The organism is Pantoea sp. Cy-640, assembly GCF_011752635.1.
Lineage (GTDB): Bacteria > Pseudomonadota > Gammaproteobacteria > Enterobacterales > Enterobacteriaceae > Pantoea > Pantoea dispersa.
On record NZ_VWXB01000005.1, the window covers coordinates 37627 to 61016 of the forward strand.

General features: G+C 56.5%; 20 protein-coding genes and 1 tRNA gene. 17 read left to right on the forward strand and 4 right to left on the reverse strand.

Annotated features, from left to right (window positions below; genetic code table 11):
* Nucleotides 1–42: 42 nt before the first annotated feature.
* On the reverse strand, nucleotides 43–1503 hold the full coding sequence (pepD, locus tag F3J36_RS13850) for a beta-Ala-His dipeptidase (RefSeq protein ID WP_166719884.1): 1461 nt from the start codon (nucleotides 1501–1503) through the stop codon (nucleotides 43–45).
* Nucleotides 1504–1757: 254 nt separating this feature from the next.
* Here pepD and gpt point away from each other — a divergent pair, with 254 nt between their 5' ends.
* From gpt to crl, 3 genes are all read left to right on the forward strand, one after another.
* Nucleotides 1758–2216 carry a xanthine phosphoribosyltransferase gene (gpt, locus tag F3J36_RS13855; protein ID WP_021507279.1) on the forward strand — a complete coding sequence of 153 codons (459 nt, stop codon included), beginning with the start codon at nucleotides 1758–1760 and terminating at the stop codon, nucleotides 2214–2216.
* Between the two features lie 120 nt (nucleotides 2217–2336).
* Entirely contained in the window at nucleotides 2337–3584 is a 1248-nt protein-coding gene (frsA, locus tag F3J36_RS13860; protein WP_166719885.1) for an esterase FrsA, read from the forward strand.
* A 109-nt stretch (nucleotides 3585–3693) separates the two neighbouring features.
* Nucleotides 3694–4095 (forward strand): sigma factor-binding protein Crl, encoded by a 402-nt coding sequence (gene crl, locus F3J36_RS13865; RefSeq protein WP_021313042.1) that lies wholly within the window; start codon nucleotides 3694–3696, stop codon nucleotides 4093–4095.
* 81 nt (nucleotides 4096–4176) lie between these two features.
* Here the strand turns inward: crl and ompC are convergent, their stop codons facing one another.
* The gene (gene ompC, locus F3J36_RS13870) at nucleotides 4177–5259 is read right to left on the reverse strand and encodes a porin OmpC (protein WP_021507277.1); all 1083 of its coding nucleotides are present in this window, start codon (nucleotides 5257–5259) and stop codon (nucleotides 4177–4179) included.
* A gap of 246 nt (nucleotides 5260–5505) precedes the next feature.
* Between ompC and proB the strand changes: the two genes are divergently transcribed.
* The 10 genes from proB to F3J36_RS13920 all read left to right on the forward strand — a co-directional run bounded on the left by proB (nucleotide 5506) and on the right by F3J36_RS13920 (nucleotide 14301).
* Nucleotides 5506–6609 carry a glutamate 5-kinase gene (gene proB / locus F3J36_RS13875; protein WP_088517013.1) on the forward strand — a complete coding sequence of 368 codons (1104 nt, stop codon included), beginning with the start codon at nucleotides 5506–5508 and terminating at the stop codon, nucleotides 6607–6609.
* A 10-nt stretch (nucleotides 6610–6619) separates the two neighbouring features.
* On the forward strand, nucleotides 6620–7873 hold the full coding sequence (gene proA / locus F3J36_RS13880) for a glutamate-5-semialdehyde dehydrogenase (protein ID WP_166719886.1): 1254 nt from the start codon (nucleotides 6620–6622) through the stop codon (nucleotides 7871–7873).
* A gap of 353 nt (nucleotides 7874–8226) precedes the next feature.
* Nucleotides 8227–8958 carry a S24 family peptidase gene (locus tag F3J36_RS24380; RefSeq protein WP_031279669.1) on the forward strand — a complete coding sequence of 244 codons (732 nt, stop codon included), beginning with the start codon at nucleotides 8227–8229 and terminating at the stop codon, nucleotides 8956–8958.
* 412 nt (nucleotides 8959–9370) lie between these two features.
* Entirely contained in the window at nucleotides 9371–9649 is a 279-nt protein-coding gene (locus F3J36_RS13890) for a hypothetical protein (protein WP_021507273.1), read from the forward strand.
* A 178-nt stretch (nucleotides 9650–9827) separates the two neighbouring features.
* Nucleotides 9828–10295 (forward strand): glycoside hydrolase family protein, encoded by a 468-nt coding sequence (locus F3J36_RS13895; protein WP_166719887.1) that lies wholly within the window; start codon nucleotides 9828–9830, stop codon nucleotides 10293–10295.
* A 2-nt stretch (nucleotides 10296–10297) separates the two neighbouring features.
* Entirely contained in the window at nucleotides 10298–10642 is a 345-nt protein-coding gene (locus F3J36_RS13900) for a hypothetical protein (RefSeq protein WP_211073114.1), read from the forward strand.
* Complete coding sequence (locus F3J36_RS13905; protein WP_021507270.1) at nucleotides 10639–10932, forward strand: hypothetical protein; 294 nt, start codon at nucleotides 10639–10641, stop codon at nucleotides 10930–10932. The genes F3J36_RS13900 and F3J36_RS13905 overlap by 4 nt, the downstream gene beginning before the upstream one ends.
* Nucleotides 10933–11133: 201 nt before the next feature.
* Nucleotides 11134–12879, forward strand: coding sequence for an amylovoran biosynthesis protein AmsF (locus F3J36_RS13910; protein WP_166719889.1), 1746 nt, complete (start codon nucleotides 11134–11136; stop codon nucleotides 12877–12879).
* 197 nt (nucleotides 12880–13076) lie between these two features.
* Nucleotides 13077–13152: transfer RNA gene (locus tag F3J36_RS13915), tRNA-Thr, on the forward strand.
* Between the two features lie 426 nt (nucleotides 13153–13578).
* Nucleotides 13579–14301 carry a hypothetical protein gene (locus F3J36_RS13920; RefSeq protein ID WP_166719890.1) on the forward strand — a complete coding sequence of 241 codons (723 nt, stop codon included), beginning with the start codon at nucleotides 13579–13581 and terminating at the stop codon, nucleotides 14299–14301.
* A gap of 182 nt (nucleotides 14302–14483) precedes the next feature.
* On the opposite strand, the gene F3J36_RS13925 is transcribed toward F3J36_RS13920, so the two are convergent.
* Complete coding sequence (locus F3J36_RS13925) at nucleotides 14484–15902, reverse strand: aldehyde dehydrogenase family protein (protein ID WP_166719891.1); 1419 nt, start codon at nucleotides 15900–15902, stop codon at nucleotides 14484–14486.
* A gap of 104 nt (nucleotides 15903–16006) precedes the next feature.
* On the opposite strand from F3J36_RS13925, the gene F3J36_RS13930 reads away from it, so the two are divergent.
* Nucleotides 16007–16924, forward strand: coding sequence for a LysR family transcriptional regulator (locus tag F3J36_RS13930; RefSeq protein ID WP_166719892.1), 918 nt, complete (start codon nucleotides 16007–16009; stop codon nucleotides 16922–16924).
* Nucleotides 16925–16933: 9 nt separating this feature from the next.
* Here F3J36_RS13930 and F3J36_RS13935 read toward each other — a convergent pair whose 3' ends face one another.
* A complete protein-coding gene (locus F3J36_RS13935; RefSeq protein WP_166719893.1) occupies nucleotides 16934–18832 on the reverse strand; it encodes a flagellin in 1899 nt (632 codons plus the stop codon).
* A gap of 1203 nt (nucleotides 18833–20035) precedes the next feature.
* Between F3J36_RS13935 and F3J36_RS13940 the strand changes: the two genes are divergently transcribed.
* From F3J36_RS13940 to F3J36_RS13950, 3 genes are read left to right on the forward strand one after another with little or no spacing between them, the layout of a single operon-like run.
* Nucleotides 20036–21013 carry a glycosyltransferase family 2 protein gene (locus F3J36_RS13940; RefSeq protein WP_166719894.1) on the forward strand — a complete coding sequence of 326 codons (978 nt, stop codon included), beginning with the start codon at nucleotides 20036–20038 and terminating at the stop codon, nucleotides 21011–21013.
* Between the two features lie 16 nt (nucleotides 21014–21029).
* Nucleotides 21030–22337 (forward strand): oligosaccharide flippase family protein, encoded by a 1308-nt coding sequence (locus F3J36_RS13945; RefSeq protein WP_166719895.1) that lies wholly within the window; start codon nucleotides 21030–21032, stop codon nucleotides 22335–22337.
* Nucleotides 22334–23329: a glycosyltransferase family A protein gene (locus tag F3J36_RS13950; RefSeq protein WP_166719896.1), complete on the forward strand. Its 996-nt coding sequence runs from the start codon at nucleotides 22334–22336 to the stop codon at nucleotides 23327–23329. The genes F3J36_RS13945 and F3J36_RS13950 overlap by 4 nt, the downstream gene beginning before the upstream one ends.
* The last annotated feature ends 61 nt before the right edge of the window (nucleotides 23330–23390 follow it).

Below are 23390 nucleotides of genomic sequence, written 5' to 3' on the forward strand. Positions count from 1 at the left end.
AAAATCCTGCCCGGGGGCAGGATTTTTTTTATCGCAACGGCGTTACGCTTTTTCCGGCACCACGTTCAGCAGCGCGGTCAGCAGTTTCCAGTACAGACCGACGCTGTCGATGTGCACCTGCTCGTCCGGCGAGTGTGGACCGGTGATGGTTGGCCCAATCGATACCATGTCCATGTCCGGATACGGTTTTTTGAACAGACCGCACTCCAGACCGGCGTGAATCACCTGAATGTTTGGCGTCTTGCCAAACAGCGCTTCATAGGTCTTACGCGTCAGCGCCATGATGGGCGAGTCGGCATCCGGCTGCCAGCCCGGGTAGCCGCCTTTCGGCGCGGTTTTCGCCCCGGCGAGCGCACCCAGCGAGGTCAGGGTTTCGACCACCCAATCTTTACCGGTGTCGATCAGCGAGCGAATCAGGCAGATGATCTCGGCGCTGTCCTGCTCCATGGTGACCACGCCGACGTTAAGCGAGGTTTCCACCACGCCTTTCGCCACGTCCGAGTTGCGAATCACACCGTTTGGCGTGCTGTTCAGCAGGTTGATGAAGCGATCGCGGCTGTCTGCGGTCAGCGCCTGGCCCTGATGCGCCAGCGGCTCGCTCAGCACGGCGACGTTCTTCTCTTTACTGCCCAGCTCATTCTGCAGCGTGGCCTGGAAATGGGCGGCAGCAGACTTCAGCGCATCCACTTTATGGCTGTCGATGGCCAGCGTAGCGAACGCTTCGCGCGGAATCGCATTGCGCAGCGTACCGCCGGTGAACTCAATCAGACGGATATCCAGCTCAGTAGCGTGCACGGCAAGGAAGCGCGCCAGCAGCTTGTTGGCGTTGCCGAGACCAAGATGAATGTCCGCGCCGGAGTGACCACCTTTCAAACCTTTCAGCGTCAGCTTCAGGGTTTCGAAACCGGCAGGCACGGCCTCGCGGCTCAGCGGCAGGGTAGTGATAAAGTCGATACCCCCGGCGCAGCCCATGTAGATCTCACCTTCCTCTTCCGAGTCGGTGTTGATCAGGATGTCCGCCTGCAGCCAGTTTGGCTGCAGACCAAAGGCGCCGTCCATGCCCGACTCTTCGGTCATGGTCAGCAGCACTTCCAGCGGACCGTGGGTCAGGCTGTTGTCAGCCAGCACCGCCAGCGCAGAGGCCATACCGATACCGTTATCCGCACCCAGCGTGGTGCCGCGCGCTTTCACCCACTCGCCATCAACGTACGGCTGAATCGGGTCTTTGGTGAAGTCGTGTACCGTGTCATTGTTCTTCTGCGGCACCATATCGAGGTGCGCCTGCAGCGCCACCGGAGTACGGTTTTCCATGCCTGCGGTAGCAGGTTTACGAATCAGGATATTGCCGACCTGATCGCGTTCAACCCAGAAACCTTGCTCTTTAGCCCAGCCAACAACGTATTCGGCCAGCGCTTCTTCATGGTAAGAAGGGTGCGGAATCGAGCAGATTTTTGCGAAGATATCCCACAGCGGCTGCGGGGAAAGTTGAGACAATTCAGACACAACGCGTCTCCTGTGTCAGCGCGGCGGACATACCGCTCGCACGCGGGTTTCCAGTGAAAGATCGCCGTCAGCACATCTGACGTGATGGGCCAGAGAATATCACTGTTTCCTGCCGGGTGCGCCATCGGGCGCGCTAAAAACCTGCAACCGATGTGACGGGTGCTGGTTTTTAACGCGTCAGATCCTTATAATCTCGCGCAACCTTTTCCCCCTTGCATATTTTTAAGCCAATCTCATTGGCCGGGATTCCTTTTATGAGCGAAAAATACGTCGTTACCTGGGACATGCTGCAGATTCATGCCCGTAAACTGGCCCAGCGCCTGCTTCCTGTGGAACAGTGGAAAGGCATCATCGCGGTCAGCCGCGGTGGTCTGGTTCCGGCATCGCTGCTGGCGCGTGAACTGGGGATTCGCTACGTCGATACCGTGTGCATCTCCAGCTACGATCACGATCACCAGCGTGAAATGAAAGTGCTGAAGCGCGCAGAAGGCGACGGTGAAGGTTTTGTGGTCATCGACGATCTGGTGGATACCGGCGGTACCGCGCAGGCGATTCGTGATATGTATCCAAAAGCGCGTTTCTGCACCATCTTCGCCAAGCCGGCTGGCCGCGCGCTGGTGGACGACTACATTGTCGATATTCCGCAGAACACCTGGATCGAGCAGCCGTGGGACATGGGCGTGGTGTACATTCCGCCGATTGTAAAAAGCTGATTGATGCAACGCAAACAACGCCCGGTTATGCCGGGCGTTGTGCTTTCTGCGCCTCGCGCCCGTGCGGCGGGTGCAGTACACTCTTAGCCATCTATGCGACTGCCGCAGGAGAAGCTTAAGATGGCCGAGAAAAATCTCAGCGAAGAACTGTTCAAACCCCGCTTCAAACACCCGGAAACCTCCTCGCTGGTGCATCGCCAGCACCACCCGACGGCGCAGGTGCACAATGCCCTGGAAGGCGATACCCAGCGCGGCTGGTATCGCATGCTGAATAAGCTGCTGTGGACGTGGCGTGGCCTGGCACCGCAGGAGATCAGCGAAGTGCTGGCGCGCATTGCCGTCAGTAAGTTTGAACACACCGACGAAACGCTGCTGGACACGGTGATTGGCTATCGCGGCGGCAACTGGAACTATGAGTGGTCGAAGCAGGCGGCGCTGTGGCAGCAGCACGCGATGCAGAACGCCGATCATGATGAGGCCGGCCAGCAGTGGCTGCATGCCGCCAGTCTCTACAGCCTGGCCGCGTATCCGTACATTAAAGGTGATGAGCTGGCGGATCAGGCACAGGTGCTGGCGAATCGCGCTTATGAAGAAGCCACCCAGCGCCTGCCCGGCGAGCTGAAATCCCTGACCTTTCCCATCAGCGGCGGCAGTCCGGTCACCGGCTTCCTGCATATGCCGGCGCAGGCCAGCGCACCGTATCCCACCGTGCTGCTGTGCGGCGGTCTCGACTCGCTGCAGAGCGACCATTACCGGCTGTTTCATGATTATCTGGCACCGCGCGGCATCGCCATGCTGACGCTGGATATGCCGTCGGTGGGTTTCAGCAGCAAATGGACGCTTAATCAGGACACCAGCCAGCTGCATCAGCAGGTGCTGCGCGAGCTGAGCAACGTGCCGTGGATTGACCACACGCACGTGGCGCTGTTCGGTTACCGCTTTGGCGCCAACGTGGCAACGCGGCTGGCTTACCTTGAGGTGCCGCGTCTGCGCGCGGTGGCATCGCTCGGGCCGATGGTGCATCACGTGTTTGTCGATGCGCAGCGCCAGCAGCAGCTGCCGGATATGTATATGGATATGCTGGCCAGCCGGCTGGGCATGTCGTCGACCTCCGACAGCAATCTGCGCATCGAGCTCAACCGCTATTCGCTCAAAGTGCAGGGCCTGCTGGGCCGCCGGACGCCGGTGCCGATGCTGGCCGCTTACTGGCCCAACGATCTGTTCAGCCCGGAAGAGGAGGCGCAGCTGATCGTCAACTCCTCGGCGCAAGGCAAGGCGCTGGCGATTCCCGCCACGCCAGTGTTTGCCAGCTTTGATAAGGCGCTCAACCAAATTTGCGACTGGCTGGCAAAACAGTTGCAGCGCTAACTGGCGAAATACGCAGACTCTGCTACAACTTACCTTCGGGAAAATACGTGCGGTGGCGTTTTGCCGCCGCGCTGCGTTTTATACGGTTTATTTGAGGGAGAGAGTTAGCATGACGTTACCGAGTGGTCACCCCCGTAGTCGCCTGCTTAAGCGCTTCACCGAATTGGGGCCGTACATCCGTGAAGGACAGTGTGAAGAGACGCGTTTCTTCTTTGATTGCCTGGCGGCGTGCGTCAACGTCAAACCGGCGCCGGAAAGCCGCGAGTTCTGGGGCTGGTGGATGACGCTGAACGCCTATGAAGATCACTTCACCTACGAATACCACTTCGGCCTGTTTGATAAAGACGGCGACTGGAGCGTGGCCGCGATCAAGGGCAAAGAGAACAATGAGAAAGTGGAGAGCACGCTGCGTAATTTCCACGAGCGCCTGAAAGCCACGCTGCATGAGTTTAAGCTTGATCTCAGGCCCGCGGCGGGGTTCAAAGAAGAGCCGGTTAAACTCAGCGCCTGAACCTGAGTCAGACCAGAATAAGAAAGAGCCGGTGATGAGCCGGCTCTTTTTTTACAGACACAGACAGGGTAATGCTGAAGCTTAGAACTGGTAGGTCAGACCGACCGCCACCACGTCATCGCTGTTGATGCCCAGCGGGTTGTTGTCATCCAGCTGGTTGATTTTGTAGTCAACCATGGCCGACATGTTTTTGTTGAAGTAGTACGTCATCGCCACGTCGACATATTTCACGATGTCCGCATCGCCAATGCCTTCAATGTCTTTGCCTTTGCTCTGCACGTAGCCCAGCGATGGACGCAGACCGAAGTCGAACTGATACTGTGCAACCACTTCAAAGTTCTGCGTTTTATTCGCCACGCCGCCCGTGATTGGCGTCATGTTACGGGTTTCAGAGTAGGTCGATGCCAGGTAGATGCTGTTCGCGTCATATTTGATGCCCGCGCCCCAGGCTTCCGCTTTGTCACCACGGCCCAGACGGGTCGCCACGTCCTGCGAGTTAGTACGGTCAGCAGAGGAGATCGCACTCATCAGGCTGACACCGCTATCGCCGAGGGTGTAACCCAGTGACGCACCGTAACCATCGCCGTTCTGCTTAGGAATCTCTGAACGGCCGTTGGCGCTGGTGGAATCGTTCTTGCCCTGATACTGCACCGCGAAACGCAGGCCATCAACCAGACCGAAGAAATTGCTGTTGCGGTAAGTGGCGACGCCAGAAGTACGGCCCAGCATGTAGGTGTCGGTGTAGGCGCTGTCACCACCGAATTCTGGCAGCACGTCGGTCCATGCCAGCACATCGTAAACCACGCCGTAGTTACGACCGTAATCAACAGAGCCGTAGTTACCAAACTTCAGACCGGCAAAGCCCAGACGGGTTTTGTTACCGATGTTAGCGTCGGTGTTGGTTTCTGCGCGGTTACCCTGGAACTGATATTCCCACTGACCGTAACCGGTCATCAGGTCGTTAATTTGCGTCTGGCCTTTGAAGCCCAGACGGATGTAAGTTTTGTCGCCGTCAGCGGCTGCGTTGTCGCTGAAGTAGTGCATGCCTTTCACACGACCGTACAGATCCAGTTTGTTACCGTCTTTGTTATAAACTTCTGCGGCTTGTGCGGTTGAGGCCAGAGCCAGCGCGGAAACGATGAGTGCCAGTGTGCTTTTCTTCATTTTGCTATCAATCCCAATGAGTAAAATTTGTTGTACCCGTGAAAAGGTTTGTAAAACACGGGACTTTTTACCGACTGGCAATGAAGGTTTTATGACATTTTTTCTGATTTCTTGTTAATCGCGAACTTTTGGTCTACCCGCTTGTCAGGCGTTTTTTGTGCTTTTCCCCTTGCCGCTGTTGGCTTCCTTGCTGACTCCTGTTAAAACGTCCCTTCGCAGATTTTTTTCTTACATGGCAGGAAAAACATGAGTGGCAGTCAGACCCTGGTGGTCAAATTGGGTACCAGCGTCCTCACCGGCGGATCGCGCCGGCTGAACCGGGCGCATATGGTGGAGCTGGTTCGGCAGTGTGCACAACTGCACGCCGCCGGTCATCGCATTATCATCGTCACCTCAGGCGCGATTGCCGCCGGTCGCGAACACCTTGGTTACCCGGAACTGCCACCGACCATCGCCTCAAAGCAGCTGCTGGCTGCGGTGGGGCAGAGCCGTTTAATCCAGCTGTGGGAGCAGCTGTTCTCCATCTACGGTATCCATATCGGGCAGATGCTGCTGACGCGCGCCGACATGGAAGACCGTGAACGCTTCCTCTACGCGCGCGATATGCTGCGCGCGCTGCTCGACAACCATATCGTGCCGGTCATTAACGAGAACGACGCGGTGGCGACCGCGGAAATCAAGGTTGGCGATAATGACAACCTGTCCGCGCTGGCGGCGATGCTCGGCGGTGCCGATAAACTGCTGCTGCTGACCGATCAGCCAGGTCTGTTTACCGCCGATCCGCGCACCAATCCCGAGGCAGAACTGATCAGCGATGTGCATCAGATTGATGATGCGCTGCGCACACTGGCTGGCGGCAGCGTCTCCGGTCTCGGCACCGGCGGCATGGCCACCAAACTGCAGGCGGCGGATGTCGCCTGCCGAGCCGGCATTGACGTCATCATTGCGGCCGGCAGCCGCGCGGATGTGATTGGGGATGTGCTGCACGGCAAACCGGTGGGGACGCGCTTCCACGCGCAGCAGTCACCGCTGGAAAACCGCAAGCGCTGGATCTTTGGCGCGCCACCGGCGGGCGAGATCACCATAGACGACGGCGCGCTGGCGGCGGTGCTGGAGCGCGGCAGTTCGCTGCTGCCGAAAGGCGTCCGTGACGTACAGGGCAATTTCTCGCGCGGCGAAGTGATCCGCATTCGTAACCTGCAGGGGCGCGACATCGCCCACGGCGTCACGCGCTATAACAGCGATGCGATGCGCATGATCGCCGGTCATCACAGTCAGGAGATTGGTGAGATCCTCGGTTATGAATATGGCCCGGTTGCGGTGCACCGCGACGATATGATCGTCAGTTAAGGAGCGGATAATGTTAGAACAGATGGGTAAAGCGGCGCGTGAGGCGTCGTACAAACTGGCGGAGCTCTCAACCGAACAAAAAAATCAGGTACTGCTGACCATCGCCGATCGACTGGAAGCGGAAAGCGCCGACATTCTGGCGGCTAACCAGCAGGATCTGGCCGATGCGCGCACTAACGGCATGAGTGCGGCGCTGCTCGATCGTCTGACGCTCAACCCGCAGCGCCTGAAAGGCATCGCGGATGACGTGCGCCAGGTGTGCCGTCTGGCCGATCCGGTTGGCCAGCTGATCGACGGCGGGCGGCTCGACAGTGGCCTGCGCATTGAACGACGTCGCGTGCCGCTCGGCGTGATCGGGGTGATCTACGAAGCGCGCCCAAACGTCACGGTTGATGTGGCGTCACTGTGTCTGAAAACCGGCAACGCGGCGATTCTGCGCGGCGGCAAAGAGACCTGGCGCACCAACGCCGCCACGGTGCGGGTGATCCAGAACGCGCTCATTGAGCATGGTTTACCGGCAGCAGCGGTGCAGGCGATTGAGAATCCGGATCGCGAACTGGTGAATCAGCTGCTGAAGCTCGATCGCTACGTTGACATGCTGATCCCGCGTGGCGGTGCCGGGCTGCACAAGCTGTGTCGCGAAAATTCCACCATTCCGGTGATCACCGGCGGTATCGGCGTGTGCCATCTCTATCTCGACGAAACCATGGAGACGGACGCCGCGCTGGAGGTGATTGTTAACGCCAAGAAACAGCGTCCCAGCGCCTGTAACTCGCTGGAAACCCTGCTGATTCATCGCGATCAGGCTGAGCGTTTCATTCCGGCGTTTCTGCAGCGTATGGCGCAGGAGAACATTGCGCTGCACGCCGACGAAAACGCGCTGGCGCTGCTGCAGCAGGGCCCGGCCAGCGTGGTGGCGGTGCAGATGCACCAATACGACGATGAGTGGCTGTCGAACGATCTGAACGTCAAGCTGGTGGCGGACCTCGATGAAGCGGTCGCACACATCCGCGCGCACGGCACCCAGCACTCCGACGGTATTCTGACGCGCAGTATTGGCAACGCCAATCGCTTCGTGAATCAGGTCGACTCATCGGCGGTATACGTCAACGCCAGCACCCGCTTTACCGACGGCGGCCAGTTCGGTCTCGGCGCTGAAGTGGCGGTCAGTACGCAGAAACTGCATGCGCGCGGTCCGATGGGGCTGGAAGCGCTCACCACCTACAAATGGATTGGCTGGGGCGACGATACCCTGCGCCGTTAGTTTTCTCTCCGGCATCATGATGGGCACCTGACGCGGTGCCCTTTTTGATCGCTTTCGATCCAGTTATTTCCAGAGCTTTTCGTTTTATTCCTGTCATCTGTGGCGCGCCTGCGGCTTTTCGCCCATTTTTTGCTGTGGGTGCTGGTCTCAGCGTTACAGAACAATCCTGAAAACCCCTGTCAGAACAAGCTGTCAGAGATTCATTACTGGTTTCCACCAGGGCGAAGAGGATAATGATCGTCCAGCTTTATTGATAAAAGCGGTTGGGTAGTAAACTAGCGGTAATATAAAATGAACTGGTAGCAAAAATGAAAATAACATTCAGTCTTTTACTGATGGCAGACTATTAACTGATGGTTAAAAAAGAGAGTACGAGACAAGCTTTTACTGCCAGGCTGATTGCCGCATGCGAGAGCGCGGGAATTGTCGGACATGGACGGAACAAACAGGTCGCTCAGGCACTGCAACAACGGGGATGCAGGATCTCAACTCCAGGGGTCTGGAAATGGTTTAACGCGCAATCCATTCCGGATGACAGTAATCTGCTGGCGCTCAGCCAGCTGTTAGGCGTGCGCGTGGAGTGGCTACAGTTCGGCATGGAAAAACCGGATGTGGCGCTTGCCCGTCAGCGCCTGATCGATCCGCAGCACATGTTCCGCGTCGAAAGCCTGGATATCGGGCAACGCAGCGCACAGGGTATTGTCGCGCGCGACGAACTGGTCGAGACCATTCAGGCGATTGAATATGGTCTGGATGAGGCGCGCGTGCTGTTTAACGGCCGCCCGGCCGAAAATATCCGGCTGATTGCCCTGAACAGTGACTCCATGGCCGGGACTTTTGCTCCGCGCGATCAGCTGTTCGTTGATATCAGCGTGCACCGCTTCGACGGTGACGGCATCTATCTGTTCAATCTCGACAACCAGCTCTACCTCAAGCGGCTGCAGTTACAGCACAAGAAGGTGGCGGTGATCTCCGATAACAAACGCTACGAGACCTGGTATCTGACGCTGGACGAAGCGGCGTCGCTGCAGGTGATTGCCCGCGTCATCATGAGCCAGGCGCGTGACTATCAGATTCTGGGCTGAGCAGCAGTGCGTTAACCGGCAAAAAAATAATCCGGCTGAAATCAAAAATTTAACTGTCGGTAAATAAAAAATTAACTGTCAGTGTTTGCCAATGCATTAGAACCTGTTAATAATTTGACCATAGATGGACGACATCTCTGCTCCCGGATGAGCCCGCTCTTAAACAATTGAGGCGCTGCACAAGCGCGAGACAACCCACCCAAAGTCAGTGAATTTTGGGATGGGGTGGATACGCACTTAGCAGCGTCGTCAGTTGTCCTCTGCTTTCACTCTCCTCTGCTTATACCTGGCCGTTTTTTACGGCCGGGCAAGCCAGTTGCGGGTGATTGCAGAGGGGCCACGGACGTCCCGGTCTGTGCCGAATCGCCGTGCTCACCACCCCATCGCCAAAGACTCATTCACAGGAGGAGTTATGGCGATTATTCAATATGGCAAATCAGTCTTTAGCGGAAACGCGCGCACCCGTCGCCACCGGCGGCGTCAGCCGCTCAGCCGCCTGAAGCGCAGCATCGACAGTGCCCTGGGCCTGGAGTGTGATGAGATCACCCTGCGCACCGCCGAGCGCATCTGCCAGCGGGAAATCCGCTCCCGGGTAGACCGCGCAGTACTGGCGCCCACGCGGCCCTGCAACGACAACCCCAGCTTTGATAACTGCTGTTTGCCCCACGTTCATTTGTACGCCGTGCGTTAATTCTCTGCTGTTTTCCCAGTTCTGAACGGAACGTTTCACCTTTCCTCACTGTTTAGTTGCGCTTGAGCGTTGCGCTTAACGGCTGCCTGTCGCCCGGCGCAACCGATCAGCGAGGTTTATGTGTTGTGGTTATTTGCGCAGCTTTTCATGCCGTTGCGCCCGTCAAAGAGGAACCGTTATGAGCCAAATCATTGCCATTTTGAATTTCGAAGAGGGATACCGCGAAGCGCCTTACCTCGACACGCAGGGGTTTCCCACCGTTGCGGGCGGTATTCGCATCGGGCCGAAAGGCGCGTCGCTCAGCAACTATATCTTCCGCGTGCCGCGCCGCGTTGGCGACGTGTGGAAGCAGTGCATCGTTGAGGGCAAGGTGCAGGAGATGCAGCAGCGCGCGCTGGTGCAGCAGGCACTGAGTCAATGCAACGAGGCGCGCAGCGATGTGCTGATCAGCATGGCCTATCAGATGGGCGTCGACGGTCTGGCGCTGTTTCGCGGCATGCTCACCGCGGTGACGCAACGCGATTTCGACGCGGCGGCGAACGCCATGCTCGATAGCCTGTGGGCGCGGCAAACTGCGGGGCGCGCCCGGCGTCATGCCGAAGTGATGCGCACGGGCACCTACGACATCTATCGGGGGCTGTTATGAACATGCGCTGGCTGTTGTTCGTTATCGCCGTGCTGGCGGCCATTATCCTGCTGCTGTTGCTGCAGCGCTTCACCACGCTGGAGTTTGTTAAACACGCGCGCCTGCTGTTTAAAACCTGGTCGGTGTGGCTGGCGTCGCTGGGTTCAATGCTCAGCGCCTGGGTGCAGTCGTTTCCCTCGTCAGCGCTGGATGCGTGGAACGCGCTGCCGGCGGATATCAAAGAGATCCTGCCGCACAACTATCTCGGCCTGATCGGTGCCTTCATGGTGGCGATGGGCGTACTGGCGCAGTTCGTGCGTCAGAAGAACCTGGTGGAGCAGAGAAAAACGCTGGAGGACAAATCATGAGCTTTCTTCTTTCTCAGCTTGCCGGCAGCTGGCACTGGCTGGCGGCAATTGGCGGCGTGATTGCCGCGCTGATTGCCAGCTACGCCGGCGGCAAAAAAATCGGCAAGGTGCAGCAGCAGGCGAAAGCTGATGTTGCGCAGGCTGAAAAGACCGCCGCGCAGGCGGTTGAAGTTAATCACCAGCAGCAACAGCTGCGTGAGGAGGCCAGACGTGTGGAAACCCGCAACGGTAATCTTGATGACGCTGCTGCTCGCGACAAGCTGCAGCAGTCGAAATACCACCAACCCTGAGGCGCCCGTCGTTATCGACTCCGCCTGTTCGTTATTTTCCCCGATTTACACTCACGGCAATGACGCCGAACGCATGGACATTCGCACCGTGCGCGCCATCAACAACCACAACGATCTCTGGGACCAGCACTGCCGCCCGGCGGCGCACTGACGCTGTTCTCTCGCTTTGTATTGCAAACCTGAAATGCCGAGGAGGCTAAGATGACCGAAGTTAATTCTTTTGCTGAACTGCGTACCACTGTGCCGGCCAAAAACGGCGATCTGGCGTTCCTGCGCCGCTACAACCCGGACTCCACCTTCCGTGGCGGCGGTGATTTTACCGGCTTTATCGGCACCACCACGGCCGCCGATGACGGCGGTACGCTGGCGGTCGGCAATGGCTTTTACTGGAAACGCGTGATCAACGATCCGGCCGACGTCAACGTCTACCACTTCGGCGCGAAAGGGGACGGTTACGCTAACGATACCGACGCCTTTAACCGCATGCTGGCGTGGACGCAGGGCTACAGCGGTAACATCCGTGACCTGCCGGTGCGTTTCCCGGGCGGTAAATTCCTGATTAACCCAATCGACATCAGCGCCACCGAGATCGCCTTTTTTGGTCTGCAGGGGGATGACGTGGAGCTGGGTTCGCTGCCGCGCACCACCATCATCTCCGACAAAAGTGCCAACACGGTGTTCAAAGTGAAAGCACGGCGGACCGCGATCAAAGGCATTACCTGGCACGGTCAGGCATCGGCCGACGTCACCACCAACACCGGCACTATCACCGCCGAGATGTGCACCAACGTGCAGCCGTTCTTCGAAAACACCTGCATCGAAGGCACCACGTTAAATATTTACTGTTTCCGTGCGCAAAACAGCGGCGGCACGGTGATTAAAGCGCTGGATACGCTCGACAGTAAATTCGACCAGATCTACTCGCTGTGGACCTATGGCCGGGTGTTTGATATTGGCTGGTCGAACTCGCCAAACGGCAAGTGGGACCACTCAACGGCTATCGAGATCTGCAACTGTAACTTCCAGACCGGCTACGGCGACGCCACGCTGTACATGCCGCGCGTGACGCAGGGCATCATGCGTAACGTGTGGATTGAGCACACGCGTAATCCGGGCGATCTGTCGGACGGTGCCTGGAGCATTGATACGCTGAACATTGAGGATTGCGGCACGCCGTTCAATCTCAATAATGCGCGCGTCATCATGCGGCAGATTGGCCTGCAGTCCGGAGCGAAGATCTCGAACGATATGGCCGGTACGCGCTGGCTGTCGACCTTTGACTACGGCTATCGTCGCGAAGAGCATCACGGCACGCTGATCACCGGCTCATTCCGCGCGGGCTACTACAGCGGCCACAAAGTCACCAACAATACCGACACCGATAACTGGTATCGCCTCGGCCAGCTGTTCTTCCCGACGGCGAATCAGCAGTGGGTGATGGAGCTGATTGGTAAAGCCGACGCCACCCAGCCAACCGGAACAGCCGCTTCGCCGGTCAATCTGGCGGGCACCGGGAAAACGTGGATTAACCTGCAGCGGCTGGAAACGGTATGGGCTGACGCCTGCCATATGGGACAGCCGGCGGTGCTGGATATTCGCTACAGCCGCGTCGGCACCACCTATGCCGTGGTGTGGGTGAAGCTGCGCGCCAACAGCGGCGACACGCTGATTAACCTGAAGACCACCGGTCCGACGCGTTTTGAAGCTGGCTCCTGCTCGCTGTTCCAGCCTGATTTCTCGGTGGTGACGGATACCACCAAAATGGGCACCCTCAAACCGGCGGCGCGCTTTGGCCTGCACAATGGCGTCGCGGGTATTGGGGCTAACGAGAAAGGCGTGCTTACCGTCGCGACGGCAGCAGGTACGCCGACCAATAAAACTACGCCGACGGGCTTTGTGCTGGTCAATATCAACGGTGTCGATCGTAAGCTTCCTTATTACGATTGAGGCCAGCACCTTTTGGCGAGGCTGCGGCCTCGCCTTTTTTTGTGCCTGACGCGAGAGGGCGCTGATCCGCCGCGGTTATTCCGCGTCAAAACTAAGGCCAGCCCGGGTGATGCTGAAAAACGCAGCACTTAACCGGCACCATCTTGACTCATCCCCCCGATTTTTCTATGTTTACTCCCCGTAGTTCCCGCCTCAATGCCGGTATAGCTCAGTTGGTAGAGCAGCGCATTCGTAATGCGAAGGTCGCAGGTTCGACTCCTGTTTCCGGCACCAGTTAAATCAATCCCTTATCTAATATTGTTACTGTCCCGATTCAGCCTGTGTGACAGATTTGGGACCGAAGCATCCATAAGCTTGTCGATTTTTTTGCGTACGCAGAAAGGGATGGGCGTCGGATGTGCGTACCCGCTATCTATACAGTATGGTAAAGTGACCGCGCCTTTATTCAGGCCTAAGATTGCGGAAAGTCATTCCTGTAAGTGTTGCCACGCTGTAAACAGAATGGCCAGAATTAATAATCTGTTTTAGCGATTTAATTACAAATTCACCATGACAATGCTTACCGTCCAGGATGATCTTTCTTTAAGCCATTTTAATGACTCTAATGTGGAGGTTAAACTCAACGCGATTCGGGTAAGGAAAAGACCGCCTCGATAGAACAGAAGACAGCTTTGACATAACCGTGGAATTGAGGGTGATATGGAAATAACAAAGAAATTTATTTTAGATGGATTAGCCAGGTTTGATCTTAGCAATCTTCCCGGCAGACCTTTTGATAACGCATTTGAGCTTTTAGCAGCTCCTCCAGCCAGAAAGCGTCTTATCATGCTGGGATTCAATGGCTCGGCGGTGGATGCTCACATATCAAATGCAAACTCGATAATTAAAGATTATGAAGAACCCGATGTTTCAAACGTAGTAAAGGGAACGCAGGGATCGTGGGGAATTACCCATCTGGCCAAACGCTTACAGCAAATTCCAGCCAGTCTGGGTTATAACTGGCAGGATGTGGTTTACACCAATGCTTTGATGATGTGTTCCGAAAACGCAGCATCCTTAAAACAGGAAGCCATCACACATAATCAGACAATGGAAGAGCTGATAAAAAACTCAATGTCTTTTTTTGAGGAAGTGACACTAGCGTTATGCCATCCGGAGTTGATTATTGCCCACAGCAATGGGCTGTCATCACTCTCCGCTGCAAGCCTGTTGCTGAAGCATTTTGGCGATAAAGATACATTGATGTATTCCCATCCAAAGGGTTATTTCACAACGTTTGGTTTCGTTGGCCGATTCAACGATAAATCTGTTCCTGTTGTTTGCGTTCGACACATGTCGAGATTTAAACCGCAGGAGGAGTATATTAAAGCCGCGATTTCTCAAATGCATGAACTGGTGCAGGCTGAAATGCGATCAGCCTGAGTTGGCACAAGAGGATTACTACCTTCGTATTTCATGGTAATAAAATTTTGGATCGCCCTGGCGTCTGCCATAAAAAATACTCACTTGAGAAGATCGGGACAGTGACAATCTAAAGAGAGGAACAGGTCTCTGGCATTACACCCTGCGCCGCAGTGCGATCAACTGCGGCGCTCAGATCGTTCTCAACCAGCAATCAGCGCCCGTGGTTCCAGAAACGCGCTGATACCCGCCTGACCCATTTCCCGGCCGATGCCGGAGTGGCGGAAACCGCCGAACGGCGCGCGTGGTTCGTGAGCCAGCGTGTTGATCATCACGCGGCCAGCGATCAGCTGTTCTCCCACGTTGCGCGCATGCTGTTCATCCGCACCGATCACCAGTGCCGACAGGCCGTAATCGCTGTCGTTGGCCATGGCGATGGCTTCGGCTTCATCGCGGTAGGTCAGGATGCTCAGCACCGGGCCAAAAATCTCTTCGCGCGCCAGCGGCATTTCATTGGTGACATCGCTGAACAGCGTCGGGCGGATATACCAGCCGTGGTGCAGCCCATCCGGGCGGCCGCTGCCGCCGGTCAGCAGGCGCGCGCCCTGTTGTTCGCCAAGCGCAATATAGTGCTGCACGCGCTGCCACTGTTTCTCGTTGACCATCGGCCCGATGGTGGTGCGCGCGTCAGCCGGATCGCCGGAGACCTCCGCAGCGACCGCCGCCGTCAGCGCCTGTTCGAACTCGGCCTTGCGCTGCTCCGGCACCAGAATGCGCGTGCCGGCAATACAGGCCTGGCCGCTGTTGATAAAGCCAGCCTGCACCGCCAGCCCGGCTGCCTGCGCGGCATCGGCATCCGGCAAAATCAGCGTCGGTGATTTACCGCCCAGCTCCAGCGTGACGCGTTTAAAGGTGTCGGCGGCGCTGCGCAAAATCGCTTTGCCGGTGGCGGTCGAGCCGGTGAAGGAGATTTTAGCCACCTGCGGACTGCGGCTCAGGGCTTCACCGACGCTGGCACCGCGTCCGGTGACGATATTAAACACCCCCGCAGGCAAACCGGCGGTGTGCAGCGCCCTGGTGATCACCTGGGTCTGCAACAGGCTGAACTCGCTGGGTTTGATCACGGCGGTACAGCCTGCGGCAATCGCGGTCGCCAGTTTGTGGCAGATAAAGCCTGCGTTGCTGTTCCATGGCGTGATCAGGCCGGCAACGCCGAGCGGCAGCATTTGCACCTGCGCGCGACCTGCCTGTTGTACAAACGGATAGCGTTTCAGCTCTTCAATTACCTGCAGAATTACGTCAGCCGGATAGCGGCTCATCCACTCGGAGCGTGCGGTGGGCGCACCGTATTCCTCAAGGATCGCCGCGTGCAGCTCACTTTCGGCTCCGTTAACCGCATGGTACATCTGTTCCAGCAGGGTGATGCGCTGCGCCACCGTGGTCGCGGCGAAGGCGGGAAACGCCGCCGCGGCTGCCGCAATTGCGCGTTCAGCATCCTGCGCATTGGCCAGACGCGCTTTACCGATTACGCTGCCGTCGGCAGGTTTGATAATATCCAGCCATTCATCGCCGTCAGGAGTGACAAACTGGCCGTTGATATAGATGTGTTCAATCATGTGCATGGCTATGCTCCTTTGCATGTTGCGTGGCGGCAAAGTAGCACGCACCACCGGCGGCGATAATCCGCCTCCGCCTGCAAAGGGTATTGCGCGAAACGGAATAATTGATGAACCGGACAGGTCTGACTGAACTGGAAATTGTGCTGGCGGTCGCGCGGCGCGGCACCTTTAAAGCGGCGGCCAGCGAGCTGGAGATGTCGCCTTCGGCGGTGACCAATGCGGTTGCCGCGCTGGAGAAGCGGCTGGGCGTGCGGCTCTTCAACCGCACCACGCGCAGCGTCGCGCTGACCGATGCCGGACGGCGTTTCAGCGAGAAAATTGTGCCAGCGCTGGCGATGATCCGCAGCGCGGCTGAGGAAGCCGGCAGCGATCCGGGCGATCCGGCCGGCATGCTGCGTCTCAACGTGCCGCCGGAGAGCAGCGCGCTGTGGTACGCATCGATATTGCTGCCGTTCCTGCAGCGCTATCCGCGCATTCGCGTCGATATTTACAGCCAGAAAGAGCGGGTGGATATTGTGGCCGACGGCTTCGATGCCGGCATCCGGCTGGCAGAGGACGTGCCGGGCGATATGATTGCCGTCAGGCTGACGCCGGAAATGCGCATGATTGTGGTGGCCGCGCCAGCCTACCTCACACACGCGGGCACACCGCAGACGCCAGAGGCGCTCGATCAGCATCAAACCCTGTGTATGCGCATGGCGGACGGCAGCGTTTACCGCTGGGAGCTGAGCCAGCAGCAGCAGCGTTATCGGCTGCAGGGCGAGCCGCGTATGGCGGCCAGCGACATGAGCGCCATCCACCAGGCGGCGCTGGCGGGTCTGGGCATTGCCTGCATGACGGAACAACAGGTTGCGGCGGATGTGCAGGCGGGCCGACTGGTGCACCTGCTGCCCGGCTGGCAGGTGCCTCTCGGTGCGCTGTGCCTCTACTATCCGGGACACCGGCTGGTGCCGCCGGCGCTGCGGGCGCTCAGCGAATTTGTGCGTGAGCAGCGTGATGCTTCTGCCTCATCTGAAGCCGGATGACGTCCTTTATCAGGCGTTCAGTAACTTCAGCACCTGCTGCGGCAGCTGATTAGCCTGCGCCAGCAGGGCGCTGCTGGCCTGCTGCAGAATTTGCTGACGCGACAGGCTGGAGACTTCCGTAGCGTAATCCGCATCCTCGATACGGGAACGCGATGCCGCAATGGCGGCGGTCGCGTTACCCTGCAGCGTTTGCGCCGAGAGCAGCCGGTTAGCAACGGCGCCCAGACGGGTGCGCTGACTGTCGATTTGCCCGATGGCGCGATCCAGCGTGGCGAGCGGATCGTCCGGATGTTTCAGGCGGATCTCTGAACCGGTCTCGGCCACGCGCAGCGTCGTAAAGTTGGTGGAGGCATCGGTCACTGACGACAAAGCCGCCTGGAAGTAAATCTGCACATCACCCACGCCCTGCAGGGTTTTCAGCATCAGGTTGCCGCTGCTGTCACTGCGGACGAAGGTGGCGGTTTTATCCAGATTGCCGTTCGGCACATCCATGTAGTAATTGCCGTCGGCGTCGAGTTTCAGCACATCATTACTGCTGTTGCCATCGACATCGGTATAGCGCACATCCACATTGGCCGGATCGAGCGTGATGTAGGAGGTGCCGGTCACGCTGTTTACCGCACTGAAGCTGTTAATGCTGCTGGCGCTGGTCGCGACGATGCTCAGGGCGTTACTGGTGCCATCCGAGGTCGCGCTGACGGCGGCGTTGTAATACTGGTAGTTACCGCCGCCGTTATCCACTTCCATTACATACTGCCCGCCGCTGGTGCGCAGCAGACGGCCATTGCTTACCGCATTGCCGCTGGCATCGCTGAAGCTAAGGCTGGCGGTGCTGGTGTCGATCGCCGGCGTGTCGGTCACCGTGGTCGGCAGGGTGGCGAAATCGCTGTCGGATTTGGCGGCACCGCCGGTCATGCGTGCCGTTACCGCGCCGCTGCTGCCAAAGCTGAGCGTGGCCGGATACCAGCTGTTGTTCTGCTCAATATAATACTGGCCATTATCCTGCGTTAACGTGGCTGCGGGCGTGGTGCTCAGCGCGCTGCCGCTGCTGTCCTGAAAATTAACCGCCGGGATGGTGCGCGACGCAATGCTGCTGACGTTGCTGTACAGCGGCGCCGGATTGCTGCGGCTAATCGAGACGTTACCGGCAGCCGTGGCGGTGTCCCAGCGCGCACTGACGGCGGCCAGATAATAGACCGGCTTGCCGTCGGCGTCGCTGCTCTGCACGTACTGGCGGTTATCACCACTACTGCGCACCAGCTGCGGTGAGCCGCTGGCGGGCACATAGTTTACGGTGATCGCCGGGTTGCTGAACGCCATATTGGTGGCGAGGCCGGTGAGGGTAGTGACATTGGTCACTTTGCCGCTGATGCCGCTGATCACCAAATCCTTAAGTCCCAGCGCCTCCACGCTGAAGCCGGGCGCCGACAGGTCGAGACTGATTTTCTCGTTGTCATTAGCGCCAACCTGGAATCCCAGCTTACCGGCGCTGCCATCCAGCAGCCTGATGCCGTTAAAGCTGCTGCTGGTGTTGAGCCGGTCAATCTCTTTCAGATTGAGGTTAATCTCTGCCTGGATGGCGTCCGAGTCGCTCTGCGAATTGGTGCTATTTAATCCCTGAACCGCCAGCTGGCGAATCCGCTGCAGGCGGTTATTGATCTCATCCAGCGCGCTTTCCGCGGTTTCGACCAGTGACAGGCCGTCACCGGTATTACGCTGCGCCACCGCCAGGCCGTTCTGCTGGCTGCTAAAACGGTTACCAATCGCCTGACCTGCCGCATCGTCACGCGCGCTGGTGATGCGCATACCCGACGATAAATGGCGGATCGCATCGCCCAGCGCCGCGCCACTTCTGGCAGATTGCTTGCTGGCGTTGAGGGCAGACAGATTGGTTTGCAGGCTGATCATTTCCGGGCTCACTGATAAATACACTGATAGCGTTATCGGCATTTACCGGCTTTCTTTAAAAAAATATTTGGCCTAAGTCACGTCAGTGAAGCGCTAATTGTTAAAATAAGCAGCATGAAATCGCGCTAAGTTGAGTTTGTGGTGCGGTAAGGATCTGTATTTTTTCGCACGGCGCTAATTTATAGAGGCAGGGCTTGACGACTACTAAAAATAGCAGGTCAGTACAATGAATAAAGGTTATTACTGCTTAAGCGGGACGGCGAGGGCGTAACCCATTGCGATAACAACCGCTTAGGACGCTACTGGACTTATCCGCCGGTTTCCCTGCTCTTATTCCTGGTCAGCAGCGCGCGCCGCCCTTATCAATCGCCGCGGTTGCGCTTTATCCATGCTAATCAGTCAGCGCGAAATAAGGCGGCGGGGCGAGTGAGTAAATTCCGTTTTGGTCTGGAAGGCATTGACCTTATAACTTCGCCTGGTAAGAATGCGGTAAAAGTTTTGAATCAGATCGCAATTTTGGGCCTTGTGCCATTTGCAGTCCGGCTGCGATAGCCGGACTGAATTAACGCCACTTGCACCCCGCGCCGCGCAACACACATCGCGGCGTAATAAAAGTGCAGGGCATACAGCAAATATCGTTAATGTCGTGACGCTCGTTGCGAAGGCCCGTCGAAAGATGCACCTTTTCAACCGCGGTCGGCAGTTCCCGTTCTCCTGATGCGGCAAAAAATAGCTGGAGAGGTAGCGCCGATCAGGATAACGAATAAACCTCTATCTGATAAATGTTTTACCCGGCAGCAACGCAATAAATACGTTGCTGTGCAGGAGGTGTTGGGGCTAACTGGCTGATAAATAACTGAACTCTGCGGAGTGCAGCGCCCCTTCTTTACGCCTGAAAATGCACCAAAGAGAATTCCAGCACGCTGGTCGCTGTAAGCCAGGGGCGGTAGCCTGCGGTTTTTACCCTTTAAATCGCCAGATAAACCTGACCTGAATATATAGCGAAATTCTTATCTGGCGCCAGCGAAAAATAGTCTTATTCCGGCGGTCATATTTTGCTGAGGAAACTCTGAAAACAGCGGTGTATTAATGTTAAGCCGGATGAAAGCATAGGCCGTTAAACGTTAAGCATTAACGGTTCAGTATCAATTTTTATTTTGTCACGGCGGGTTCAACCCCCAATAAATTATGTTTTGAGGTCATATGCAAACTCCCGTTAACGACGTGCTGATTAGCGTCATTGTGCCGGTGTATAACGCCGCAGCTTATCTGGAAAGATGCATCGACAGCCTGCTGCAGCAGGATGAGGTTCGCTTTGAGGCCATTTTTATTAATGACGGCTCCAGCGATGACTCGCTGGCGATCCTGCAGCGCTACGCCGGTTATCCGCAGTTCCACCTTATCAGCCAGGCCAACGCGGGCGTCTCGGCGGCGCGCAATCGGGGCATTCGCGCCTCGCGCGGCCGGCTGCTGTGTTTTTTAGACGCCGATGACTTTCTGCCGCCCCAGGCCTTCTCGACGTATGTGCGGCTGATGAGTGATGAAACGGCGATGGTGGTGGGCGAATCACAACACTTCAACCCGGACGGCGCACCGCTGGATTTTCCCGCCAACCGTGAACAGGCGCACGCGCTGTCGGTGTCGGCGGCGATTAATGATCTGCTCTATTACCACCCGCGCCACGGTATCTGCGACAAGGTGTTTCGCGGCGATGTCATTCGTCAGCACCGGCTGCGGTTCAACGAAGAGATTGCCAATTTCGAAGACCTGCTGTTTGTCATGAACTACCTGCATCTGCAACAGGATTGCCAGGTAGTGATGACGCAGCGGGTGGTTTATCACTACGTCAAATCCACGCACTCCGCCACGCGTTCGGCGCTGCGGGAAAAACATTTCTCTTTTGCCCGCTCGTTCAGCGGCATGAAGGCGTTTTTATCGAGCCAGCATTATCGCTGCTATTACCACCTCTATTTAAAAGTCACGGCGTCTTACATCCACAAAGGGCTGTACAGCGACAGTCTGAGCCGCGCCTTTATTGATGAATACATCACGCTCTATCGCCGCAGTTTCCGCAGCTGGTGCACCGCCGGACCGCTACTTAATCCGTGGAGCCTGTACTTTGCGCTGTTTTTCATTAGCCCGCGCCTGGTTTCACGGCTGCGCCGGCTGGCAGAGAAATAATCGCACCGGAGGCGTTGTGAAAGACAAATTAAAAAACTCCATGTGGATGATTGCCGAAAAGCTGATTGCGGTATTCGGCCTGATCTTTGTCACCTCCTACGTGGCGAAATACGTCGGGCCCACCACCTTCGGCATTATCTCCATCGCCATGCTGGTATTTCAGTTTATTCAGACCATCGCACTGATGGGCAGCGATGTGATTTTGCTGAAACGCATCGCGCAGAATCATCACTCCGGCCTGCGTCTGATGATGGCGACCTTCCTGCTGGTACTGGTGCTGTATTGCGTGCTGTCAATTGTCGGCATGGCGATTATGGAAGAGGAGTGGAGCGCCGACGCGCTGGTCTTTATCTGCGCGGCAGCCATTGCCTGCCTGTTCTCATCCATTGACCTGGTCAATATTTACAACGAAGCGAGGCTCAACGCGCGTCTCAATGTGATTGCCAACGTCATCGGCCTGGCGATCAGCCTGACGGTGCGCTTTCTGATCTCCTATTACCAGCTGGAACCGGCCTGGCTGGCGATCCCGATTGTGCTCGCCACCTTTATTCCTTTCTCCATCAAGTTAACGCTGTTTCTGCTGTATGAGCGGCGTGCACCGCTTCCGGCGCTGCGCCACGTGAAAAAGTATTCGCGCTACATGCTGGTGTCCGGCATGTCGCTGATCTTCTCTGCGATTGCCGTTGCGCTCTATACCCGCGTCAACCAAATCAGCGTCTCTTATTTTCTCGGCGTGAAAGAGGCGGGCATTTTTTCCGTGGCGCTGACGTTGTCAACCGCCTGGGTATTTTTACCCAGCGCGCTGCTGGCGTCGTTTTATCCGGCGTTTTTTGCTGAGCGGAATGACCAGCAGGTGATCGTCAAAGCGCAGAAACTGCATCTGCTGGTAATTGGCGTTTCCGCTGCGGTAATTGTGGCGATCTGGCTGCTGTCGGGCTGGTTTATTCGTGACTTCTACGGTGAGCAATATCTTGATGCGGTCGCGCCAACGTTATTACTCAGCCTCGGTGCGATGTGCGCGGTGCTGAGCAGCGTTATGGATCGTTTCATCATTAAATATAACGGCTATCGCTATCTGGTGAAGAAAACCTTCGCGGTATTGGTGATTTGCGTGCTGTCGTCGCTGCTGCTGGTGCCACATTTCGGTTTAACCGGTGCCGCCATGAGCGTGGTATTAACCGAGTTTTTATCGTTCTCCCTGCTGAATTACTTTTTCCCGGCACAGCCGGTCATGCGTATTCATCTGATCTTTTTCAACCCCAGGAAACTATGGCAGCTCTTTAGCACTATCAAAACCTCAGACAGTAAAGAGAGTTTATCATGAATGAAAAAACGCTATTTAGTATTATCATTCCCGTCTATAACGCGCAAAACACTATCAGGCGTACGCTGCAAAGCGTATTAAATCAAACCTTCAGTAGCTATGAAATAATTGTTGTCAACGATGGCAGTCGCGATAACAGTGCCCGGATTTTGCAGGAGTTTGCGCACTATCCGCAGGTTACGGTGCTTAATCAAATTAACGCAGGCGTCAGTGCGGCACGCAATAGCGGGCTGCAGCAGGCCTGCGGGGAATATGTCCTGTTTCTCGATGCGGATGACTGGGTTGACGATAACTTCCTGATGAGTTTCAAACTCAATCTCAATGCCTGGCCGGCCGAAGCGGTGGACTTAATGGTTGGCAATCTCAACGACAACCGTATCGGCAAAGTCTCGCAGGCGGGATTCTTCAGTCAGCAGGATATTCCTTACGTGCTGGGCGAGCTGGAGATGAGCGACAACATTGGCTATCTGCATAATAAATGTTATCGCCGCCAGATTATTGACGATCTTCATCTGCGCTTCATGGAAGGCGTCTCGATGAGTGAGGACCTGCTGTTTAACCTGAAGTTTTTCAGCTGCGTCAGTAATTTTCTGATCACCCCAGGCGCGGCTTATCATTATGAGGATGTGGCGGGATCGCTGTCGAAACGTAAAGTGCAGTACAGCGAACTCAAAGTGCGTAAACAGTCGCTCACCGATTTGTACGATTCGATTGTGGAAAAGTACGCGTCGGGTAATCTCGACCATTTTTTAAAAGCAATCTCAAAACGCGTGCTGGCACTGGATATGCAGATTGTCACCGCTATGTATCACGCCTCGTTTTCACCTGCCGATATTGCGCAGGAAATTAATCAAATCAAGCGCGGAAAATATTCTAAAGGTATTTTTACGCTGCTGAATAAAAATGAAAAACTGAAGTACATGATTATGAATTTGAATACTATCACAGCGTACTATTTCCTTTATGCTCTCTACAGAATGCGGGCGTTCTGATTTTTAATTCTCCCGGCGTTATCCTCTGGCGACGTGCTGCATTGCCCGAGGCTAGCTGCCG